This window comes from Streptomyces decoyicus (assembly GCF_019880305.1).
GTDB lineage: Bacteria > Actinomycetota > Actinomycetes > Streptomycetales > Streptomycetaceae > Streptomyces > Streptomyces decoyicus.
Genome location: NZ_CP082301.1, coordinates 988,909 through 1,009,145 on the forward strand (window position 1 = coordinate 988,909; position 20,237 = coordinate 1,009,145).

16 protein-coding genes, 1 pseudogene and 1 riboswitch are annotated in these 20,237 nt (G+C 70.4%); of the genes and pseudogenes, 5 read left to right on the forward strand and 12 right to left on the reverse strand.

All coding sequences use genetic code 11. The features are described from left to right. Positions 1 to 86 precede the first annotated feature (86 nt). The 3 genes from K7C20_RS04205 to K7C20_RS04215 all read right to left on the reverse strand — a co-directional run bounded on the left by K7C20_RS04205 (position 87) and on the right by K7C20_RS04215 (position 3,427). Entirely contained in the window at positions 87 to 503 is a 417-nt protein-coding gene (locus K7C20_RS04205) for a VOC family protein (RefSeq protein WP_030084906.1), read from the reverse strand. Between the two features lie 10 nt (positions 504 to 513). Then, positions 514 to 942, reverse strand: a complete 429-nt coding sequence (locus tag K7C20_RS04210) for a helix-turn-helix transcriptional regulator (protein ID WP_030084907.1) — start codon at positions 940 to 942, stop codon at positions 514 to 516. 79 nt (positions 943 to 1,021) lie between these two features. Continuing rightward, positions 1,022 to 3,427, reverse strand: coding sequence for an ATP-binding cassette domain-containing protein (locus K7C20_RS04215; RefSeq protein WP_053209111.1), 2,406 nt, complete (start codon positions 3,425 to 3,427; stop codon positions 1,022 to 1,024). Between the two features lie 447 nt (positions 3,428 to 3,874). On the opposite strand from K7C20_RS04215, the gene K7C20_RS04220 reads away from it, so the two are divergent. Next, the gene (locus K7C20_RS04220; RefSeq protein ID WP_053209112.1) at positions 3,875 to 4,696 is read left to right on the forward strand and encodes a PhzF family phenazine biosynthesis protein; all 822 of its coding nucleotides are present in this window, start codon (positions 3,875 to 3,877) and stop codon (positions 4,694 to 4,696) included. A gap of 63 nt (positions 4,697 to 4,759) precedes the next feature. On the opposite strand, the gene K7C20_RS04225 is transcribed toward K7C20_RS04220, so the two are convergent. Next, on the reverse strand, positions 4,760 to 5,581 hold the full coding sequence (locus K7C20_RS04225) for a CPBP family intramembrane glutamic endopeptidase (protein ID WP_053209113.1): 822 nt from the start codon (positions 5,579 to 5,581) through the stop codon (positions 4,760 to 4,762). 194 nt (positions 5,582 to 5,775) lie between these two features. On the opposite strand from K7C20_RS04225, the gene K7C20_RS04230 reads away from it, so the two are divergent. Further along, the gene (locus K7C20_RS04230; RefSeq protein ID WP_053209114.1) at positions 5,776 to 7,563 is read left to right on the forward strand and encodes a substrate-binding and VWA domain-containing protein; all 1,788 of its coding nucleotides are present in this window, start codon (positions 5,776 to 5,778) and stop codon (positions 7,561 to 7,563) included. A 79-nt stretch (positions 7,564 to 7,642) separates the two neighbouring features. Here K7C20_RS04230 and K7C20_RS04235 read toward each other — a convergent pair whose 3' ends face one another. Continuing rightward, the gene (locus tag K7C20_RS04235) at positions 7,643 to 9,196 is read right to left on the reverse strand and encodes a glutamate-cysteine ligase family protein (RefSeq protein ID WP_030084913.1); all 1,554 of its coding nucleotides are present in this window, start codon (positions 9,194 to 9,196) and stop codon (positions 7,643 to 7,645) included. A 567-nt stretch (positions 9,197 to 9,763) separates the two neighbouring features. Here K7C20_RS04235 and K7C20_RS04240 point away from each other — a divergent pair. Both K7C20_RS04240 and K7C20_RS04245 read left to right on the forward strand, forming a co-directional pair. After that, entirely contained in the window at positions 9,764 to 10,354 is a 591-nt protein-coding gene (locus K7C20_RS04240) for a hypothetical protein (protein ID WP_053209115.1), read from the forward strand. A gap of 341 nt (positions 10,355 to 10,695) precedes the next feature. Next, positions 10,696 to 10,890: a DUF5999 family protein gene (locus K7C20_RS04245; RefSeq protein WP_030084924.1), complete on the forward strand. Its 195-nt coding sequence runs from the start codon at positions 10,696 to 10,698 to the stop codon at positions 10,888 to 10,890. Positions 10,891 to 10,974: 84 nt separating this feature from the next. Here the strand turns inward: K7C20_RS04245 and gcvP are convergent, their stop codons facing one another. Then, positions 10,975 to 13,860, reverse strand: coding sequence for an aminomethyl-transferring glycine dehydrogenase (gene gcvP / locus K7C20_RS04250; RefSeq protein WP_053209116.1), 2,886 nt, complete (start codon positions 13,858 to 13,860; stop codon positions 10,975 to 10,977). Positions 13,861 to 14,048: 188 nt separating this feature from the next. Next, a riboswitch (glycine riboswitch) is annotated at positions 14,049 to 14,146 on the reverse strand. Positions 14,147 to 14,260: 114 nt separating this feature from the next. On the opposite strand from gcvP, the gene K7C20_RS04255 reads away from it, so the two are divergent. Further along, the gene (locus tag K7C20_RS04255; protein ID WP_048829859.1) at positions 14,261 to 14,650 is read left to right on the forward strand and encodes a PRC-barrel domain-containing protein; all 390 of its coding nucleotides are present in this window, start codon (positions 14,261 to 14,263) and stop codon (positions 14,648 to 14,650) included. Here K7C20_RS04255 and K7C20_RS04260 read toward each other — a convergent pair. From K7C20_RS04260 to K7C20_RS04285, 6 genes and pseudogenes are all read right to left on the reverse strand, one after another. Beyond that, entirely contained in the window at positions 14,554 to 16,020 is a 1,467-nt protein-coding gene (locus tag K7C20_RS04260) for a DNA polymerase IV (RefSeq protein WP_078953132.1), read from the reverse strand. The genes K7C20_RS04255 and K7C20_RS04260 overlap by 97 nt on opposite strands. Before the next feature lie 66 nt (positions 16,021 to 16,086). Continuing rightward, positions 16,087 to 16,691, reverse strand: a pseudogene (locus K7C20_RS04265) (MerR family transcriptional regulator). A 187-nt stretch (positions 16,692 to 16,878) separates the two neighbouring features. Then, complete coding sequence (locus K7C20_RS04270) at positions 16,879 to 17,352, reverse strand: bifunctional nuclease family protein (protein WP_006606439.1); 474 nt, start codon at positions 17,350 to 17,352, stop codon at positions 16,879 to 16,881. A 56-nt stretch (positions 17,353 to 17,408) separates the two neighbouring features. Beyond that, positions 17,409 to 18,155: a transcriptional regulator FtsR gene (gene ftsR, locus K7C20_RS04275; protein WP_030084936.1), complete on the reverse strand. Its 747-nt coding sequence runs from the start codon at positions 18,153 to 18,155 to the stop codon at positions 17,409 to 17,411. Positions 18,156 to 18,172: 17 nt separating this feature from the next. Beyond that, positions 18,173 to 19,021 (reverse strand): FHA domain-containing protein, encoded by an 849-nt coding sequence (locus tag K7C20_RS04280; RefSeq protein WP_078953131.1) that lies wholly within the window; start codon positions 19,019 to 19,021, stop codon positions 18,173 to 18,175. 118 nt (positions 19,022 to 19,139) lie between these two features. Further along, complete coding sequence (locus K7C20_RS04285; protein WP_209443895.1) at positions 19,140 to 20,234, reverse strand: DUF881 domain-containing protein; 1,095 nt, start codon at positions 20,232 to 20,234, stop codon at positions 19,140 to 19,142. Positions 20,235 to 20,237: the final 3 nt, after the last annotated feature.

The window sequence follows — 20,237 nt, forward strand, 5'->3', positions numbered from 1 at the left end:
TACAGCCACGATCAAGCAAGATCCGTTGTCAGACGGACAGTCGGGCAGCCGGACAGCCGGGCAGCCAGGCAGCCGGGCCCGAGGGCTCACTTCCGGAGGGGCTGGGTGAAGCGCAACATGTTGCCCGCCGGGTCGCGGAACGCGCAGTCACGGACGCCGTAGGGCTGGTCCATCGGCTCCTGAAGCACCTCACCGCCGGCGGCGCTGATGCGCTCGAAGGTGGCATCACAGTCGTCCGTCGCGAAGAGGACACCGCGCAGCAGGCCCTTGGCCATCAGCTCCGCCATGGTCTGTCTGTCGGCCGGTGAGGCGTTCGGGTCGGCGAGCGGCGGTTCCAGGACGATGTTCACGTCCGGCTGCGAGGCTGCCCCGACGGTCACCCAGCGCATCCCCTCGAACCCGACGTCATTGCGTACCTCGAGGCCGAGCACATCGCGGTAGAAGGGAATCGCCTTGTCGTGGTCGTCGACGGCGATGAAGGTGGTGGAAAGCCTGATGTCCATGCCGTTCACGCTACGGCCCGGCGGCGGGGCTCGCTTCTCCGTTCCTGACCGGCCTCGTGTGGATCTTGGCCATGCAGGCCGGGATGGCGGCGCCATGCTCATGACTCCGGGCCCGGTAGGCGCTCGGGCTCTCGCCGACCAGCCGGCTGAAGCGCGAGCTGAACGAGCCCAGCGACGTACAGCCGACCGCGAAGCAGACCTCGGTCACCGTGAGATCGCCGCGCCGCAGCAGCGCTTTGGCCCGCTCGATGCGGCGGGTCATCAGGTAGCTGTAGGGGGTCTCACCGAAAGCGGCACGGAAGCTGCGGGAGAAATGACCCGGCGACATCAGGGCGCCATGCGCCAGCGCCGGGACGTCGAGCGGCTCGGCGTAGTCGCGGTCCATCCGGTCGCGGGCCCGCCGCAGCCGGACGAGGTCGTCGAGATCCTGCTGTCTCACCTGCTCAGCTTGCCACAGCACCCGAGGCCCATGAGGAGGAACAGGGACGACGCCCTCGGGTGCTCCCCGGCTCCTCGCCTCAGGCGCCGACGTAGGCCGCGAGGTGCTCGCCGGTGAGGGTGGAGCGGGCGGCGACGAGGTCGGCGGGCGTGCCCTCGAAGACGATCCGGCCTCCGTCGTGGCCGGCGCCGGGGCCCAGGTCGATGATCCAGTCGGCGTGCGCCATGACCGCCTGGTGGTGCTCGACGACGATGACCGACTTGCCGGAGTCGACGAGCCGGTCGAGGAGGCCTAGCAGCTGCTCGACGTCGGCGAGGTGCAGGCCGGCGGTCGGCTCGTCGAGGACGTAGATGCCGCCCTTCTCTGCCATGTGCGTGGCCAGCTTGAGCCGCTGCCGCTCGCCGCCGGACAGCGTGGTGAGCGGCTGGCCCAGGCTGAGGTAGCCGAGCCCGACGTCGGCGAGCCGGTCGAGGATCTTGTGCGCGGCCGGGGTGTGCGCCTCGCCCGAGCCGAAGAACTCCTCGGCCTCGGTCACCGGCATCGCGAGCACCTCGCTGATGTCGCGGCCGCCGAGGTGGTACTCCAGCACCGAGGCCTGGAACCGCTTCCCCTCGCACTCCTCGCAGGTGGTAGCGACACCGGCCATCATCGCCAGGTCGGTGAAGACGACACCGGCGCCGTTGCACGTGGGGCAGGCGCCCTCCGAGTTGGCGCTGAACAGCGCCGGCTTCACGCCGTTGGCCTTCGCGAACGCCTTGCGGATCGGGTCGAGCAGTCCGGTGTACGTCGCCGGGTTGCTCCGTCGCGAGCCGCGGATCGCGCCCTGGTCTACCGACACCACCCCCTCGCCGGCGGCCCCCGACCTGCCCGGCAGCGACCCGTGCACGAGCGAGCTCTTGCCGGAGCCGGCGACGCCGGTGACCACGGCCAGCACCCCGAGGGGGATGTCGACGTCGACGTTGCGCAGGTTGTGCGCCGTCGCCCCGCGGATCGGAAGCAGGCCGGTGGGCTTGCGCACCGTCTCCTTGACGGCCGCCCGGTCGTCGAAGTGGCGGCCGGTGACGGTGCCACCGGACCGCAGCCCCTCGACGGTGCCCTCGAAGCAGACGGTGCCGCCCGCCGTACCCGCGCCGGGGCCGAGGTCGACGACGTGGTCGGCGATCGCGATCGTCTCCGGCTTGTGCTCCACGACGAGTACCGTGTTGCCCTTGTCCCGCAGGCGCAGCAGCAGGTCGTTCATCCGCTGGATGTCATGGGGGTGCAGCCCGATGGTGGGCTCGTCGAAGACGTAGGTGGTGTCGGTGAGCGAGGAGCCGAGGTGGCGGATCATCTTCACGCGCTGCGCCTCGCCGCCCGACAGCGTGCCGGCCGGCCGGTCGAGCGCGAGGTAGCCGAGGCCGATCTCCACGAACGAGTCGAGGGTCTGCTGAAGCGCGGTGAGCAGCGGTGCCACCGACGGCTCATCGAGGCCGCGGACCCAGGCGGCCAGGTCGCTGATCTGCATCGCGCAGGCGTCGGCGATATTGATCCGCCCGATCTTCGACGACCGGGCCCCCTCGCTGAGCCGGGTGCCGTCGCACTCGGGGCAGGTGGTGAAGGTGACCGCCCGCTCCACGAATGCCCGGATGTGCGGCTGAAGCGCCTCCTTGTCCTTGGACAGGAACGACTTCTGGATCTTGGGAATCAGCCCCTCGTAGGTGAGGTTCACCCCCTCGACCTTCACCTTCGTCGGCTCCCGGTAGAGGAAGTCCTGCATCTCCTTCTTGGTGAACTTGCGGATCGGCTTGTCCGGGTCCAGGAGCCCCGACTCGGCGTAGACCCGCACGGTCCAGAAGCTGTCGGACTTCCAGCCGGGGATGGTGAACGCGCCCTCGGCGATCGACTTGGAGTCGTCGTAGAGCTGGGTGAGGTCGATGTCGGAGACCGTGCCCCGGCCTTCGCAGCGCGGACACATGCCACCGGTGCGGTGGAAGGTCGCCTTCACCGTCTTCTTGGCACCGCGCTCGACGGTGATGGCACCGCTCGCCCGGACCGAAGGGACGTTGAAGGCGTACGCGCCGGGCGGGCCGATGTGCGGCTTCCCGAGCCGGCTGAAGAGGATGCGCAGCATCGCGTTGGCGTCGGTGGCGGTGCCGACCGTGGAGCGGGCGTCGGCCCCCATCCGCTGCTGGTCGACGATGATCGCGGTGGTCAGCCCTTCGAGGACGTCGACCTCGGGCCGCGCCAGAGTGGGCATGAAGCCCTGCACGAAGGCGCTGTAGGTCTCGTTGATCAGCCGCTGCGACTCCGCGGCGATCGTGTCGAACACCAGAGAGCTCTTGCCCGAGCCGGAGACGCCGGTGAACACCGTCAGCCGGCGCTTCGGGATCTCGATGCTGACGTCCTTGAGGTTGTTCACGCGCGCGCCGTGCACACGGATCAGGTCGTGGCTGTCGGCAACGTGCAGCGCAGGCGACTGCGAGTCCGTCCTCGTGGCCATGCTCATCGTGTCTCCATTTGTCGGTCGGGGCCGCCTTCGCGGACTCCGTGGGTGTCGCCCGGCTCGGTCCGGCCAGCCTCGCACAGTGCTTCTCGTTGGCCTTCGCTTCCGCCCGTGCGGCTTCCGGGCCCGGGCCACGCGGCACACCCGGCCGAGGTGTCGGACCAGCCGGCGGCCGTCGCGATCGGCCCGCGGTCACGCTAGCCGTGGCTCGGGAGCCGCGCTTCTCCATTCCTGATCGGTCCGGTCACCGGCTTCCCGACGCACGACAGCCACTCCGCCGTGCCGCCATGCCGCCATGCCGCCGTGCAGCCGTCACCGGCACAGGTCACCGGGAACGCCGCATCCGCACGCCCCGCGCCACCGGTGGCCCCCACCAGACCTCCACTCCATGTCCAATTCCCTCGGATTGGCCTTGGTCCGCGGCCTTGTGGCACCTCTACGCTCACGGCCATGAGGATTCGTATCGTCGACGCCTTCAGTGAGCGTCCGTTCACCGGCAACCCCGCGGGAGTCGTGCTCCTCGACTCCGGCGCCTTTCCCGATACGGCCTGGCTCCAGCAGGTCGCCACCGAGGTCAATCTCTCCGAGACCGCCTTCGCGCACCCGCTGCCCGAGGGCGGCGACGCCGACTGGGCGCTGCGCTGGCTCACTCCGGCCGCCGAGGTGAACATGTGCGGCCATGCCACTTTGGCCACCGCACACGTGCTGCACACCACCGGGACGGCCACCGGTACGGTCCGCTTCCGCACCCGTAGCGGGGTGCTGACCACGACGGCCGATGCCGACGGGGCGATCACCATGGACTTCCCGACCGCCCCGCTCACCCCCGTCGAGGTACCGCCGGCCGTCGCGGGCGCGCTGGGCACCGAGATCCGCTCCGCGTACGACACCGGTCCCGATGTAGGGGATCTCCTGGTCGAGCTGGCCGACGAGAAGTCCGTACGGGCGCTCACCCCGGACCTCAAGGCGCTGGCCGGGCACGGCGGCCGCGGTGTGATCACCACCGCGCGCGCCGACCATGCCGACGGCGGCTACGACTTCGTCTCGCGCTGCTTCTTCCCCGGGGTGGGCATCGACGAGGACCCGGTGACGGGCAGCGCGCACACCGCGCTCGCCCCGTTCTGGTCCGCGCGCCTGGGCCGTGACGCGCTGGTCGGCCTCCAGGGCGCCGCCCGCACCGGCTTCGTACGGACCGAGCTGCGCGGCGACCGTACGCTGCTGACCGGCTCGGCGGTCACGGTCATCGACGGCGAGCTGCTGGTCACCGGCTGAGCGGGCCCCGGCGGAAGCAGCCGCCAGGAGGCGCGGGAGGCACCGGCGGTGCCCCGCGCCTCCTCACGCGGTCGGCAGCCACCCCACGTGCCCCGCGAGCAACGCATAGCCGACGAACGCCACGGTGTCGATCAGGGCATGCGCGGCGACCAGCGGCCCGACCCGTCCCCACCGCCGGTAGAGCAGGACGAAGATCACGCCCATCACCATGTTGCCGACGAAGCCGCCGAGGCCCTGATAGAGGTGGTAGGAACCGCGCAGCAGGGAGCTGGCCGCGAGTGCGGCCGTCGGAGTCCAGCCCAACTGCCCCAGCCTGCGCAGCAGATACCCGACGACGATGACCTCCTCCAGGACGGCGTTCTGCACCGCGGAGGCGATCAGCACCGGGATCTTCCACCACACCGCGGGCAGCGCCTCGGGGACCACCGTCAGATTGAATCCGCCCGCCCGCGCACCCAGATAGAGCAGCACACCACTGCTGCCGATGACGGCCGCCAGCGCGACTCCGCGGCTCAGGTCGAAACCGGGCCGCTGCCGGTCGAAGCCGACCGCCCGCAGTCCGCCGGCCCGTTCACGCAGCAGCAGATGCGCCACCAGCACCACGGGGACGAGGGCGCTGGCGATCCCGAACAGCTGCCAGGCGAGATCCAGCCAGGGGCGGCCGGGCGCGTGGGAGCCGTTGAGCGTCGCCGCCTGGTCCTTGAGGCCGCCGGGCTTGGTCACCGAGCCGATGAAGCTGATCAGCGCCGACACCCCGCTGGCCCCCAGCGAGAGGGCCAGGACGATCAGCGTCTCGCTCCGCAGGATGCTCCGCGACGGCTCCTCGGCCGCCCCCGTTCCCGGGCCCTTCCCGGGCCCATTACCTGGAACGTCCGCATCAGCCACGGGACTTGTATCCGACTGCACGCTTCCTCCACTTCCGCATTACCCCCTCTTCGCCACCACCGCCCCGCTAGGGTCTCGACAGCAGGTACGAAGATCGCGCGCGACAGGCCGGGGACGGGCGCCATCCACGTGGTGCGTTTCCCCTCTCCCCATCGATTCCCGATCGAGCTCCGAGAAGGAGAGGCGCTACCGCAATGGGACGACACAGCTTGCCCGACGGCTCCCCGACGGAGCACACGGGGGCCCGACCGGGGCTTCGCCGGCGCACCATCATCATCTCGACCGGTCTCGTTCTCGCCGTGGCCGCGGGCTCGGTGGTGGCAGTGCGCAGCGGTCTGCTCCCGTTCGGGGGCCCGTGCGACGGCCAGTCGACGCGGCTCGACGTGGCGGCCTCGCCCGATATCGCCCCGGCGCTCGAAGCGGTGGCCAAGACGGCCCGCGAGCACGCGACGCGCACCGACGGCAGATGTCTGGACGTCAGGATCACCGCGCGCGCCGCCAATGACATCGCCGACGCCTTCGGGCAGCGGCCGGTCAGCCCCGACTTCCAGGTCTGGATACCGGATTCGAGCCTGTGGGTGGACCGGGTCGAAGCGGAGCGCGGCACTCCGCTGACCGCCGTCGGCACCATCGCCTCGTCCCCGATCGCGCTGGGCGCCGTCCCCGAGGCCGCCACGTCAATGGGCTGGCCGAAGAAGACCTACACCTGGACGAAGCTGACCCGGACCGCGACCTCCGGCGACGAACTGCGCCTGGGCCTCGCCGACCCGGCCCGCAGCGCCACCGGGATGCTCGCGCTGGCCCGTATCAGCGCCGCCAACGCCAAGGACGCCAAGGACAGCGACGAAGCCGACACCCGCACCGCCGCGACGGCAAAGCTCCTCTACCAGCGGGTCACGGACGGCGACGGACGGGTACTGACCACCCTGCCGCACGACAACTCCTCAACGGAGCAGGCCAATCCGCGCCGCAACCAGGCGCTGCTGCTCTCGGAGCAGGCCGCCTACACCCACAACACGAAGGCGGGCGGCGGCCCCGATCTGGACCTGTTCTACCCGCAGGACGGCACGGCCCGGCTCGACTTCCCGTTCACGCTGGTCGACGACACGGAGCTGAGCCCCGAGCAGACCCGCGCCGCCAACCGCTTCATGACACTGCTGGGCGAGAACGGAGGACAGCGCACGCTGCGCCGGCACGGCTTCCGGGCCGGCAACGGCGAGGCGGACCCGAAAGTGACCGCCGCGGCCGGCGGGCGCGATCCGCAGCCGTACTCCGCCGATCCCGCCGACCCGCCGACGGTCGAGGAACTCCAGGCGCTGATGGGCATGTGGACGGTCACGGTGCAGAACACCCGGCTCACCACGGTCGTGGACGCCTCGCCGTCGATGGGCACCCCGGTCCCGGGCGGCGGCGGCCGGACCCGTATGGACCTCACCAAGAATTCACTGCTCCAGGCGCTGGCCACCTTCACGCCCGAGGACGAGATCGGGCTGTGGAAGTTCGCCACCTTCCTGGACGGCGCCAAGGACTATGCGGAGCTGTCCCCCACCAGCCGCCTCGGCGACCGGGACCCCGCCGGCGGCACCCACCGCGACACGCTCACCGCCGCCTTCAGCTCACTGGCCCCGGTACTCCGCGGCGCCACCGGCCTCTACGACACCACGCTCGCCGCGTACCAGGAAGCCTGCGCGACGTATGCGAGCGGGAAGTTCAACGCACTGGTCATCGTCACCGACGGCGCCGACGACGACGCCGGCAGCCTCGGCCTCGATGCCCTGGCCGAGAAGCTGAAGAAGCTCTCCGACCCCCAGCGGCCGGTGCCGCTGATCGCCCTCGCCATCGGCCCGGCGGCCGACACAGCGGCCCTGGAGCGCATCACGGCGCCGACCGGCGGATCGGCGCACCAGGTCAGCGACCCGTCGCAGATCCACCAGGTGATCCTCAAGGCCATCATGGCGGCGGGCGGCAAGAAGCCGCGCTGAGCCCCGGACGGTGGCTCACGGGCCCCGGCCCGCCGCGCCGACACGCGCCGGGCACTCTTCCGTCCCGCTGAGACACGCCCTACGCCCCCTCGGCCGCCGCCTCCCAGGGCTCCGGTACGGCGGCCCGCCCGGCGACCGGCCAGGCGACCGGCCAGGTGTGCACCGGCTCCCCGGTGTGCATCAGCTCGCTGTAGCGCCGGGTCATCGCGGCGAGCGCGGCCTCCCGGTCCAGTCCCTGGCGCCGGGCGTGGTGGCAGGCCGCGGCCTGCCAGGACGCGCCGTTGACCCGGCGCCGGCAGCGCTCCTCGATGATGCCGAGGTAATGGTCGCGATCGGCCGGTTCCACCCCCCAGGCGTCCAGCCCGCGGGCCGCCAGCGGCAGCAGTTCCTGGCGTACCAGCCGTACGGCCGGGATCCGGGCGAGTCCGCCGGCCCGTCCGGGGCGGGGCCAGTCCAAGGTGGCGTCGATGCCGTACCGGCAGGCGGTGTCGAAGTTGCCGGCCGCGGCGGCGAACGGGAGACGCGACCAGATGGGGCGCGGCTCCTCGGCCAGTGCCCGCACCAGTCCGTAGTAGAAGGCGGTGTTGGCGATGACGTCGGCGACGGTGGGGCCGGCCGGCAGCACCCGGTTCTCGACCCTGAGGTGCGCGACACCGTCGGCGACCGCGTAGACGGGTCGGTTCCACCGGTAGATCGTGCCGTTGTGCAGCACCAGTTCGGCCAGGTCGGGCGCCCCGCCCTCGTCGAGGACCCGCAGCGGCTCCTGCGGTCCGCACACCGGCAGCAGCGGGGGGAAGTAGCGCAGATTCTCCTCGAACAGGTCGTATGCGGAGTCGACCCAGCGCTCGCCGAACCAGGTGCGGGGGCGCACTCCCTGGGCCTGGAGTTCGGGCACGCGGGTGTCCGTGGCCTGCTGGAAGACCGGCGGCCGGGACTCGCGCCACAGCTCACGGCCGAAGAGGAAGGGCGAGTTGGCGCCGACCGCCACCTGCACCGCGGCGATGGCCTGGGCCGCGTTCCAGACGGCGGCGAAACGGCCCGGCGTCACCTGGAGGTGCAGCTGGACCGAGGTACAGGCGGCTTCCGGTGCGATCGAGGGCGAGCGGGAGACCAGGTGTTCCACGCCCCGGATGTCGAGTGCGAAGTCCTCGCCGCGGGCCGCCCGCATCTGGTCGTTGAGCAGCACATAGCGGTCGTTCTCGGAGAGGCTGGCAGCGGTGAGATCGGTGGCGTGCAGGGTGGGCAGAATGCCGATCATCACGATCCGGGCGGCGACCTCCCGTGCCTTCCTTTCGGCGTAGGCGAGTCCCGTACGGAGTTCCTCGGCAAGCTGGTCCAGGACGCGGCCGCTCAATCGGTGCGGAAGGATGTTGACCTCCAGATTGCACCGGGCGAGTTCGGTCTGGAAATCACAGCTGGCGATGCGCTCGAGAACTTGGGAGTTCATCATGCGGGGCAGCCCGTCGGCGCCGGCCAGATTGAGTTCGATCTCCAGGCCCATGAGGTTCTTGGGCCGGTCGAACCTCTCCTCCTTCAGGAGCCTCTGCAAACCCTCGAGACACTCGTGAAGCTTTCTTCGATAACGCTCCCGGTCCGCCAGGTCGATCCCGTCCGCGGCGACCTTCTCCCCCATCGACGGGTCCCTCCTCGAGTGAACGGCCCGCGGACACGGGCCGCTTGGGGCCTTCCCCGACTCCACCGGGGCTCACGCTACGGTCGATGATGCCCCGGCAATCTGATCGATAACGCCGCGGGGGCATGCCGGTACCGGTAGGCTCGAAGTGGGCCAGCCACCGGCACATCCCGAAGGCATATCTCACTGGCGACAGCAGACCGCATTTCCTTGGTGAGAATCACTGACGAGATCCGGCCTACCGCGCTGCCGAGGCAATACGAGGTGGTGCCGTAAAACCGTTGCACAAAGCGGCGGAAATCACCTCGCACAACGGTCTGGATTTCACCTTGCCCGAAATCCACAAGGCCGGTAGCCGAAACACTTTCAGAACATACGTCGTATAAACTCCGCTTACGAGGCAGAGACTTGGCGCCCAGCGTCCCGGGGTTCTCGCCGGCACGGGGGCACAGCGACTGACCTCGCCGGGCCGCAGCCCCGGCCGGCCACGCTCTGACCCGCACGCAGACAGCGTCGTTTGCACCCTGCCACGCTCCACCGTGTCTCCGAAGTGAGAGGCGACCCACCATGCCGCTGCACCTTCCCCCTGCCCCCGCGCCTGCCCTGCGCAGCGTTCTCGCCGCCCTCGGCTCGCCCACCGCGGTCCGCGAGGCCCCGGTCGCCGCACTGCGCGCCCATCAGGGTCCGCTCAGCCCCGACCACCCGCTGCCCGTCCACGTCTGGGACGACGTCAGCCGGGCCGGCGGCATGCCGCACACCCGTCTGGCCGGCTGGCGCTTCCTGGTCCGCGGCGGGGAACGTGCCGTGGCCACCGCCGAGGCGATGCTCACGGCGGACGGCTGGACGTTCTCACGCTTCTGCGGCGGCCCGTACGTCGCCGCGACCGAGCAGGCGCTGGCCCAGGCCGAAGCGCTCGGCACGCCCTACCAGCCGCGCCTGCTGTCCGTCCCCGAGCTTTACATGCTCACCCTGTGGCTGCATCACGACATCGCCTCCGACGGTGCCGAAGGCCTGCCCACGCCCGCTGACCTGCTGATACCGCTCGCGCCCGCCCCGCCGGGGATCGCCTCGCACCGTCCGCAGCGCATCGCCGACCTGCTTCCCCGGCTGACGCTGCGCCTCACCCCCACCACCCCGCTCCTCGCCGAACCCGCCTGAGCCGACGCGCCGGACCGTTTCCCGCACGGACACCGGCGCCCGCGACCCCGCACGAGCATGCCCCGCGGCCCCTTCCGGCCGCGGGGCGCTCTGTCGCGCTCACCCGGGCGGCCTAGCCCGCGGATACCACTCCCAACCCTCCTGGGAAGGAGTGCAATTGGGAGCAACCGCCCGCATGGGTGACGCGTCCCTATCGAGTGAGTACCGCTGCTGCGAAATCCCTGCGGAATCCCGTCCGTGGGGCAACACTGGGATCGACCGAAGGAAACGGGGGAGCGGCCATGAACACCTCATCGAGCCGCACGACGACGTTCACCACTCCGCAGCGAAAGACAACTTCCATGTGCCAGCACCAACCGCCATGCCCGTCAGCCGACTCCAGCGACCGGGAGGCCGCACACCTTGTGGCGCACCACCCGGAACAGGGCTGGAGCCTGCTCTGCAACGGCGTCCTGCTCTTCGAGGACACCGGTGAGCTGCTGCCCAACGGGCAGGTCATCGCCCCGCACCGAGCACGGGCCACCGCCGCCGCCTGACCCGCGAGCGCGCGGCACGAACGACAGGGCCCCCGGCAGATCTGCCGAGGGCCCTTGATGTTGCCGTGAGTCAGGTGCGGTGACTCAGTTGTCGTACTCGTCCAGCGGCGGGCAGGAGCACACGAGGTTACGGTCGCCGAAGGCACCGTCGATGCGGCGGACCGGCGGCCAGTACTTCTCCGAGGCCTCGACGCCGGCCGGGAAGACCGCCTCCTCGCGGGTGTACGGGTGCGACCAGTCGCCACCGAGCGCGCCCGCGGTGTGCGGGGCGTTGCGCAGCGGGTTGTCGTCCTTGTCCCACTCCCCCGAGCCGACCTTCTCGATCTCCGCGCGGATGGCGATCATCGCGTCGCAGAACCGGTCCAGCTCGCCCAGGTCCTCGCTCTCGGTCGGCTCGATCATCAGCGTGCCGGCCACCGGGAAGGACATCGTCGGCGCGTGGAAGCCGTAGTCGATGAGCCGCTTGGCCACATCGTCGATGCTCACACCGGTCGCCTTGGTCAGCGGCCGGACGTCGATGATGCACTCGTGCGCGACCAGACCGCCGGGGCCGGTGTAGAGCACCGGGTAGTGCGGCTCCAGGCGCTTGGCGATGTAGTTGGCGCTCAGCACCGCGACCTGGGTGGCGCGCTTGAGGCCCTCGCCGCCCATCAGGCGGACGTACGCCCAGGAGATCGGCAGGATGCCGGCCGAGCCCCAGGGCGCCGCGGAGATCGGTCCCACACCCGTCTCGGGGCCCGCAGCGGGCTGGAGCGGGTGGTTGGGCAGGTACGGCGCCAGGTGGGCGCGCACGCCGACCGGACCGACACCCGGGCCACCGCCGCCGTGCGGGATGCAGAACGTCTTGTGCAGGTTGAGGTGCGAGACATCGCCGCCGAACTTGCCGGGCTCGGCGAGGCCGACCAGCGCGTTGAGGTTGGCGCCGTCGACGTAGACCTGACCGCCGGCGTCGTGCACCGCCGCGCAGATCTGGGTGATGTGCTCCTCGAACACTCCGTGCGTGGAGGGGTAGGTGACCATCAGGACCGCGAGTTCGTCACGGTGCTTCTCGATCTTGGCGTGCAGATCGTCGGTGTCGACCTCGCCGTCCTCGCCGGTCTTGACGACGACGACCTTCATCCCGGCCATCACCGCGCTGGCGGCGTTGGTGCCGTGCGCGGAGGACGGGATCAGACAGACGGTGCGCTGCTCGTCGCCGTTGGCGCGGTGGTAGGCGCGCACCGCCAGCAGACCGGCCAGCTCGCCCTGCGATCCGGCGTTCGGCTGGATGGAGACCTTGTCGTAGCCGGTGACCGTGGCCAGCCGCTCCTCCAGCTCCTGGATGAGCGTGAGGTAGCCCTGAGCCTGGGCGGCCGGCGCGAACGGGTGCAGCTGGCCGAAGGCGGGCCAGGTGACCGGCTCCATCTCGGTGGTCGCGTTCAGCTTCATCGTGCAGGAACCGAGCGGGATCATGCCGCGGTCCAGCGCGTAGTCCTTGTCGGCGAGGGTGCGCAGGTAGCGCAGCATCGCGGTCTCGGAGCGGTACTGGTGGAAGACCGGGTGGGCGAGGTAGTCGTCGCTGCGCAGCAGGGCCTGCGGCAGCGTCTCCGCGGCGGCCGCGTCCAGCTGCTCGACGTCGCCGTGCAGACCGAAGGCACCCCAGACGCCGGCCAGCTGCGCGCGCCCGGTGGTCTCGTCGCAGGCGATGCCGACCAGGTCGGCGTCGACCTGCCGGAGGTTGACACCGGCCTCGCGGGCGGCCGCGACGACCTCGGCGGCCCGGCCGGGCACCCGCGCGGTCAGCGTGTCGAAGTACGCGTCGTGGACGATCTCCACCCCGCCGGCCCGCAGGCCCTCGGCGAGGACCGCGGCGTAGCGGTGGGTGCGCCGGGCGATCGTCCGCAGGCCCTCGGGCCCGTGGTAGACCGCGTACATGCCGGCCATGACGGCGAGCAGCACCTGCGCCGTGCAGATGTTGCTGGTGGCCTTCTCCCGGCGGATGTGCTGCTCACGGGTCTGGAGCGCGAGGCGGTAGGCCTTGCTGCCGTCGGCGTCGACGGAGACGCCCACCAGACGTCCGGGGAGGCTGCGGGCGAACTGGTCGCGTACGGCCATGAAGCCGGCGTGCGGTCCGCCGAAGCCCATCGGGACGCCGAAGCGCTGGGTGGTGCCGACGGCGATGTCCGCGCCGAGCTCACCGGGCGAGGTCAGCAGCGTCAGGGCCAGCAGATCGGCGGCGACGGTGACGATCGCGCCCAGCTCGTGGGCCTGCTCGATGACGGGGCGGGGGTCACTCACCGCACCGGAGGCGCCCGGGTACTGGAGCAGCACACCGAAGACACCCCGCTCGGCGATCTCGGCCGGAATGCCGTCGGACAGATCCGCGACCACGACCTCGACGCCGGTGGGCTCCGCGCGGGTCTGGATCACGGCGATGGTCTGCGGCAGACAGTCGGCGTCGATCAGGAAGACGCCCTGCTTGACCTTGCCGACCCGGCGGGAGAGCGCCATCGCCTCGGCGGCCGCGGTGCCCTCGTCCAGCAGCGAGGCGCCGGAGGTGGGCAGTCCGGTCAGGTCGGCGACCATCGTCTGGAAGTTCAGCAGCGCCTCGAGGCGGCCCTGCGAGATCTCCGGCTGGTAGGGGGTGTAGGCCGTGTACCAGGCCGGGTTCTCCATGACGTTGCGCAGGATCACGGGCGGCGTGAACGTGCCGTAGTAGCCGAGTCCGATCATGGACGCCAGCACCTGGTTACGGTCCGCGAGGCCGTGCAGCTCCTGAAGGACCTCGGCCTCGGTACGGGCCTGCGGCAGGCCGAGCGCCTCCGCGCTCTTGATCACGTCGGGGACGGCGGTGGCGGTGAGCTCGTCCAGCGAACCGAACCCGACGTGCGCGAGCATCTTCGCCTGCGCCTCGTGGTCGGGACCGATGTGACGGTGCTCGAACGGGGTGCCGCGTTCCAGCTCGGTCAAGGAGATGCGATTGGTGGTCATCTGCGGGGGCCTCCTGGTCGGCGCGACCTACGAGGGGCACCGCGACGCGGGTGCCCGGACGGCCTCCCCCTCTGTCATCTCAACCTGAGAGTTTCACCGGCCCGCACGAGGCGGCCCGGCTTTCACCGTCGGTGAGGAGGGGCCCCGGCACTGTGCCTTCCGTCGCCCGCCCTGCTTTCCAGAGTGACCTCACCCATGCGGTACGTGTGCCTGAGAGATTCCGGGGAGGATTTGCTCCTTCGGCGCCCAGGTCGCGAACGACACAGGACTCTCCCGCACGGGGTCTGCGGCCATTGGCCAGCCTACCAGCGCCGCTCTCGAAGGCTCCTTCGAGTGGCCAGGGCATGAAATGTGCCGTTTGGTAGTTGTCAGAGGGCAGTTGCGACCAATTGGAGGGGCCGTGCAAACCGATATCGATCCCCGGAGCCTGATCGGCCGCAAAGCGTTCGACCGTAACGGCACCAAAATAGGCACGATCGACGAGGTATATCTCGACGACGCGACGGGGGAACCGGAGTGGGCGGCCGTGCGTACCGGACTCTTCAGCCGGGACGCGTTCGTCCCCCTGGAACCCAGCAAGATGGTCGGTGAGGGCCTGCACATTCCTTATGACCGCAAGTTGATCAAGGATGCGCCGGACTTCGGTGTCGGCCGTCACCTCTCGCCTGAGCAGGAACTTCAGCTCTATCACCACTACCGACTGGATATCTCTTCCCCGACCTCCGACCCGGTGTCCTCCCCCGGCTCCGGCGACAAGGACTTCGGCAGGATCGCCGGCTCGGACGACTGACCGTCCGCCGGCCCCCCGCGCACCAGCGGCAGGGGCTCCCCCGGCCGCAGCGCCGGATCCTCGACAGCAAAGGTCCGCACCCTTCCCGGTGCGGACCATGGCGTTTCGAAGCGTACGGTCACCCTCCCCACCCCACTGCCCTGCACCCACCCGGCCCCGTACTCGTCGTGCACCACGTCCAGTCCCGGATGCCAGCGCCGCGGCCGCTCCTCCTCGGCCTCGTGCGGCTCCGTCCCGCCGCCGGCCGCCTCCGCCGCGGCTGCCGCGGCCTTCGCGGTCTCCTCCGCCTCCCGCTCCGTCGCCACCTGGGCGAAGAGGTCCTCCTGCGTGAAGTCGGCCAGTCCGCTGACCCCCACACCCAGCAGCCGCACCCCGCCGGTGGTGTCCACCATCTCCAGCAGCCGCGCCGCGGCCTCCCGTATCACCGCCGGGTCGTCGGTGGGCCCCCGGAGCGTCTCGGAGCGGGTCAGCGTCGAGAAGTCGTAGTTGCGCACCTTGATGACCACCGTCCGTCCCGACCGCCCGGCGGCCCGCAGCCGCTGGACGCAGCGGTCGGCCAGCCGCAGCACCTCACTGCGCACCCGGGTCCGGTCGGTCAGATCGACCTCGAAGGTGTCCTCGACCGAGATGGACTTCGCATCCCGCTCGGCCACCACGGGCCGGTCGTCCCGGCCCAGCGCCATCGCATACAGCCCCGCGCCGTGCGCCTTGCCCAGCAGCCGCACCAGCTCGGCCTCACCGGCCTCCGCGGTCTCGGCGACGGTGTGGATCCCGGCCCGGCGCAGCGTCTCGGCCGTCGCGGGCCCCACCCCGGGCAGCGTCCGCACCGTCATCGGGCCCAGCAGCTCCCGTTCGGTACCGGGCTCGATCACCACCAGGCCGTCCGGCTTGGCCGCCTCGGACGCGATCTTCGCCAGCAGCTTCGCGCCGGCCAGCCCCACCGAGCCGGTCAGGCCCGTGGCGGAGCGGATGTCGCGGCGCAGCTGCTCCCCCACGCCCCGCACGGCGGCCGTCTCGGGCGGCACCCCGCCCGCTTCCAGGTCGACGAACGCCTCGTCCAGGCTCAGCGGCTCCACGAGCGGCGACAGCGCGTGCAGCAGCTCCATCACCGCCTCACTCACCTGGCGGTACAACGTGAAGCGAGGGGTGAGATAGGCGGCGTTGGGGCACAGCCGGCGCGCCTGGGCCGTGGGCATCGCGGAGCGGATACCGAACACCCGGGCCTCGTACGACGCCGTGGAGACCACTCCGCGCGGCCCGATCCCGCCGACCACCACGGGTTTGCCGCGCAGGCTCGGCTTGGCCGCCTGCTCGGCGGCCGCGAAGAACGCATCCATGTCGAGATGCAGGATCGTCGGGGCAGGTCTCACATGTCCGATGCTGCCCCATGCCACTGACAATCGGCCCGATGCCGGGCCGGTAGCGCCGTCAGGGACTCAGCCCGCGCGGTTGCGCCGCCGCGCCAGCTCGTCCTGCGGGTTCTTCCCGACCAGGGTCTCGCCGGTGTCCACACGCTCTCCGTGGAGCTGTGACAGCGCGCTCTCCACGTCCCGCCAGACCCGCCCACGGCGATCCCGAAGACGCCCTGACCGCCCTGGAGCAGATCCACGACCTGGTCGGGCGAGGTGCACTCGTAGACCGTCGCGCCGTCGCTCATCAGCGTCATCCGCGTCAGATCCGCCAGCCCGCGCGAGCGCAGATGCTGGACGGCCGTGCGGATGTTCTGAAGCGACACCCCGGTGTCCAGCAGCCGCTTGACGATCTTCAGGACCACGACGTCCCGGAAGCTGTAGAGCCGCTGGGTGCCCGAGCCGTACGCCGGCCGGATGCTCGGCTCCACCAGGCCCGTACGCGCCCAGTAGTCGAGCTGCCGATAGGTGATGCCCGCTGCCGCACAGGCGGTCGGGCCGCGATAGCCGATGTTCTGCGCCTCGCAGTCCCCCGACACCGCCGCGGCCGGTGCCGGGGCAGGATTCGCTGCTGCGCCCGAGTGGAGCGGCAACGCCCCTTCCGCCGCCATACCGTCGCCGGTGATTGCCACGCCGCCCTCCGTCCTCCACGTCCCGGACGGGACCTGCCATATCGACGGTATGCAGTCACTCGGGGTGCGTCAACGATCGCCGCGCTCGCCACGCCGAGTGATAATCACCCTACGAGTGGTTTCTCGTGACCTCGCACGGGGAAGGGCTAGTTGTTTGGCCAAAAACAGGTGGTTCGCCTGGCCGGTATTACTGGCTGTTGGTCCCGAAGTCCTCGGGCGAGATCTGGTCGAGGAACTCGCGGAACTTCTCCACCTCGTCCTCCTGCTCGTCCGGGATGGCGATCCCCGCGTCGTCCAGCACACCGTCGGTACCGAAGATCGGCGTTCCGGTGCGCAGAGCCAGCGCTATCGCGTCGGACGGACGCGCGCTGACCTCGACCCCGCTCGCGAAGACGAGTTCGGCATAGAAAACCCCCTCGCGCAGATCCGTGATGCGGACCTGCGTCAGCTCCTGGCCCACCGCTTCGAGCACGTCCTTGAAAAGGTCGTGCGTCAGCGGCCTGGCAGGGACCATGCCCTGCTGGGCAAAGGCGATGGCGGTGGCCTCCCCTGGCCCGATCCAAATGGGCAAGTATCGGTCGCCTCCCACCTCCCGCAGGAGCACGATCGGTTGGCTGGAAGGCATTTCCACCCGGACACCCACGACGTCGAGCTCGTTCACACAGCAACCCTAGGACGTGCCCGGCCGGTTTGGGTAGTCGGGCACTCGTTTGCTCACTACAGCCGGACCCGCAAAGCGCTCTGCACCAGTGCCGCATGCAGCCGTACGGACAGCGTCGCCAGCTCTCTGGCGGTGGCTTCGGCATGGGCCCTGGTCTGCGGGTTACGGTGCCGCCGAAGGGGTGCAACGACCTGCTCGACCAGGCCCGCCTCGCGCTCGGCGGCCGCCTTCACGGCACGCAGATGCCGCGGTTCGAGACCGAAACGGCCCAGGTCCGCAACAAGCTTGGCCACCGTGACGGCCTCGATGTCGTATCCGCCCTCCGCATGAGGGACGATGAGTCCGTAGGACTCCCAGTCGGCGAGCGCCGCCTCGTCCACCTCCGCGGCGGCCAGCAGCTCTGCCCGGCCGATCCGGGCAGCCGTGGGGCGCTCCTCACCAGGTTCGTGTACGCCCTCGACCAGATCCCGCGAGGGAGTGGTCGGGGCCGGCAGCGGCACCTGCTCTCCGCGCTCCAGGGCGTCCAGATGCTCCCGGATGACCTTCAGCGGCAGATAGTGGTCCCGCTGCATCCGCAGGACGCCGGCCAGCCGCTCCACGTCCGCCGGTGTGAACTTGCGGTATCCGGAAGGCGTGCGCTTCGGCTCGACCAGTCCCTCGGCCTCCAGGAAGCGAATCTTGGAGATCGTGACCTCGGGGAACTCCTCGCGCAGCAGGGTGAGCACCGTGCCGATGCTCACCGGCCTGCCGTCCGAGGAGGCGGCGCCGGCAGAGCCGGCACCGCCTTTCGGTGTATCGCGCATATGCCTTCCCCGACCGGTCAGATACCGGCGCCTCGCTGGCTCGCGTAGAAGACCAGGCGGAACTTGCCGATCTGGACCTCATCACCGTTGGCGAGGGCGACGGAGTCGATCCGCTCACGGTTGACGTAGGTGCCGTTCAGGCTGCCGACGTCGGCGACCGTGAAGAGACCGTCCGGACCGCGACGGAATTCCACATGGCGGCGCGAGACCGTCACATCGTCGAGGAAGATGTCGCCCTGCGGATGCCGGCCCGCCGTCGTCAGCTCGCTGTCCAGAAGGAAGCGGCTGCCCGAATTCGGACCCCGGCGGACGACCAGCAGCGCCGACCCGAGCGGAAGGGCGTCGACGGCCGCCTGCGCCTCGGGGGACAGCGACGGCGACAGGTTCTGGCCCGTCGCCTCCGAGTCGTAGGCCTCCAGCCCCGAAATGGAGATGGTGGAGGTCGTCTCGGACGCGCGCTCGGGCTGAGCGCCCGGACGCAGGGGCGCACCACAGTTGGAACAGAACCGGCTCGCCTCGGCGTTCCGGTTCCCACACCTCGTACAAACCGGCAAGGCCGACCCTCCACCCGTGCGTGCGGCTGATGGTTCCTGGGAACCTATGCGGCCGGGACCGGAGGGGTCAACAGAACCCGCGCCGTACCCCCCGGACGGACCGCTGACCTCGTCACGGAAGAGCGGACGGTCCTCGGCCGAACCGCTCTCGTCGGGCCGGCCCGACGCGCGGTGCCGCGCGGAGCCGCTGCCGCCCTCCTGGCGCGCGCTCTTGCCGAACAGCTTTCCAAACAACTTCACGGGCGATTCCCCTTGAACGAAATAGACCCGCCCGTGGGGCAGGACGAACCCTCGATGCACACACCGGCCCATCCGGACATCCTGTGAACGTCCGTGGCCTTCAGACAGTTTCCACCACACACCACACGCACGGTGCGTCGACCCCCCGCTACCTCATGCCCTCGCCGGGCACTCGACATACGCCTACGCCTCACTGCGATGACGACCGAGCGTAGTCAGGCCGCTTCGCCTCTCGCAAGGCGTCCACAATGATCTTCTCCTCACGGGTCACAGACACCTTGGCCTGCTCCTTTTCCAGCGTCTGAACCACTCCGCCGGGAATGTTCAGCGCCGGTTCGAGGTCCTCCGGCTTCCCGATGACCTTGAAGCGGAACGGCTGCGCGACGCGCTTGCCGTCGATCCCCACACCACCCTGAAGATCCGAGAGGGAGGTGTTCGCGACGACCCGGACGTCATTGACCTGGATGGCCTCGGCGCCGGCCGCCCGCAGCTCCTGGATGGTGTCCAGCAGCTTGTCCGCCTCGACGGAGTGCGTCGGGTCATCGATGGTCAGGTTGATGCCGGGCCCCTGCGCCGCGACGGTCCCGGCCAGCACACCCAGCTGCTGTTCCTTCTCCACGGTCTGTTTACGGGCCTCCTCGGCCTGGTCCGAGCTGTTCGCCAGCTCGGTCTTCTGCCCTTCCAGGCGCCGCTGTTCGTCGGTCAACCGCTGGGAGCGGTTGTCCAGCTCGTCCAGAATGCGCACCAAGTCTTCCTGGCGCGCACCCCGCAGCGCACTGCTGTCACTTGTGGAACGTACCTGAATCGCCAGACCGAGTCCGAGAATGAACAGGAGCAACGCGACGATCAGTTGAGCCCGGGTCAGCCGCGGCGGCCACAGGCTCGCCACCAGCCGCTCCCGACCGTTCTTCGGGCGCTCCGCACTCCCGTCATCGGCGATCACATCCGGAGTCGAGGAGTCTGCCCCTTTGTCCGTCTTCTGTCCAGCACTGTCCGGTTCCTGCGCTTCGGTCTCCTCTTCGGAGTCCGCCCGCTCCGGGATGCTCCGGCTCTCGGGCGGCATCGGCAGCCGGCCGGCCGGGCCCCTGTCCTGCCCCGCTTCCGGCCGGCCCGGCTCCGACCGCTCCGGCTCCGGCTGGTCCGGCTCCGACTCAAGCGCCTTCGACTCCGGCTCGGGCCGCTCCGCCCGCTCCGACTTCGCCACCGGCTCGGGCCGCTCCGCCCGCTCCGGCTGCACCGACTGCTCCGGCTTCTTCACCGGCTCCGGGGTCTCCTCGGTCGACATCCG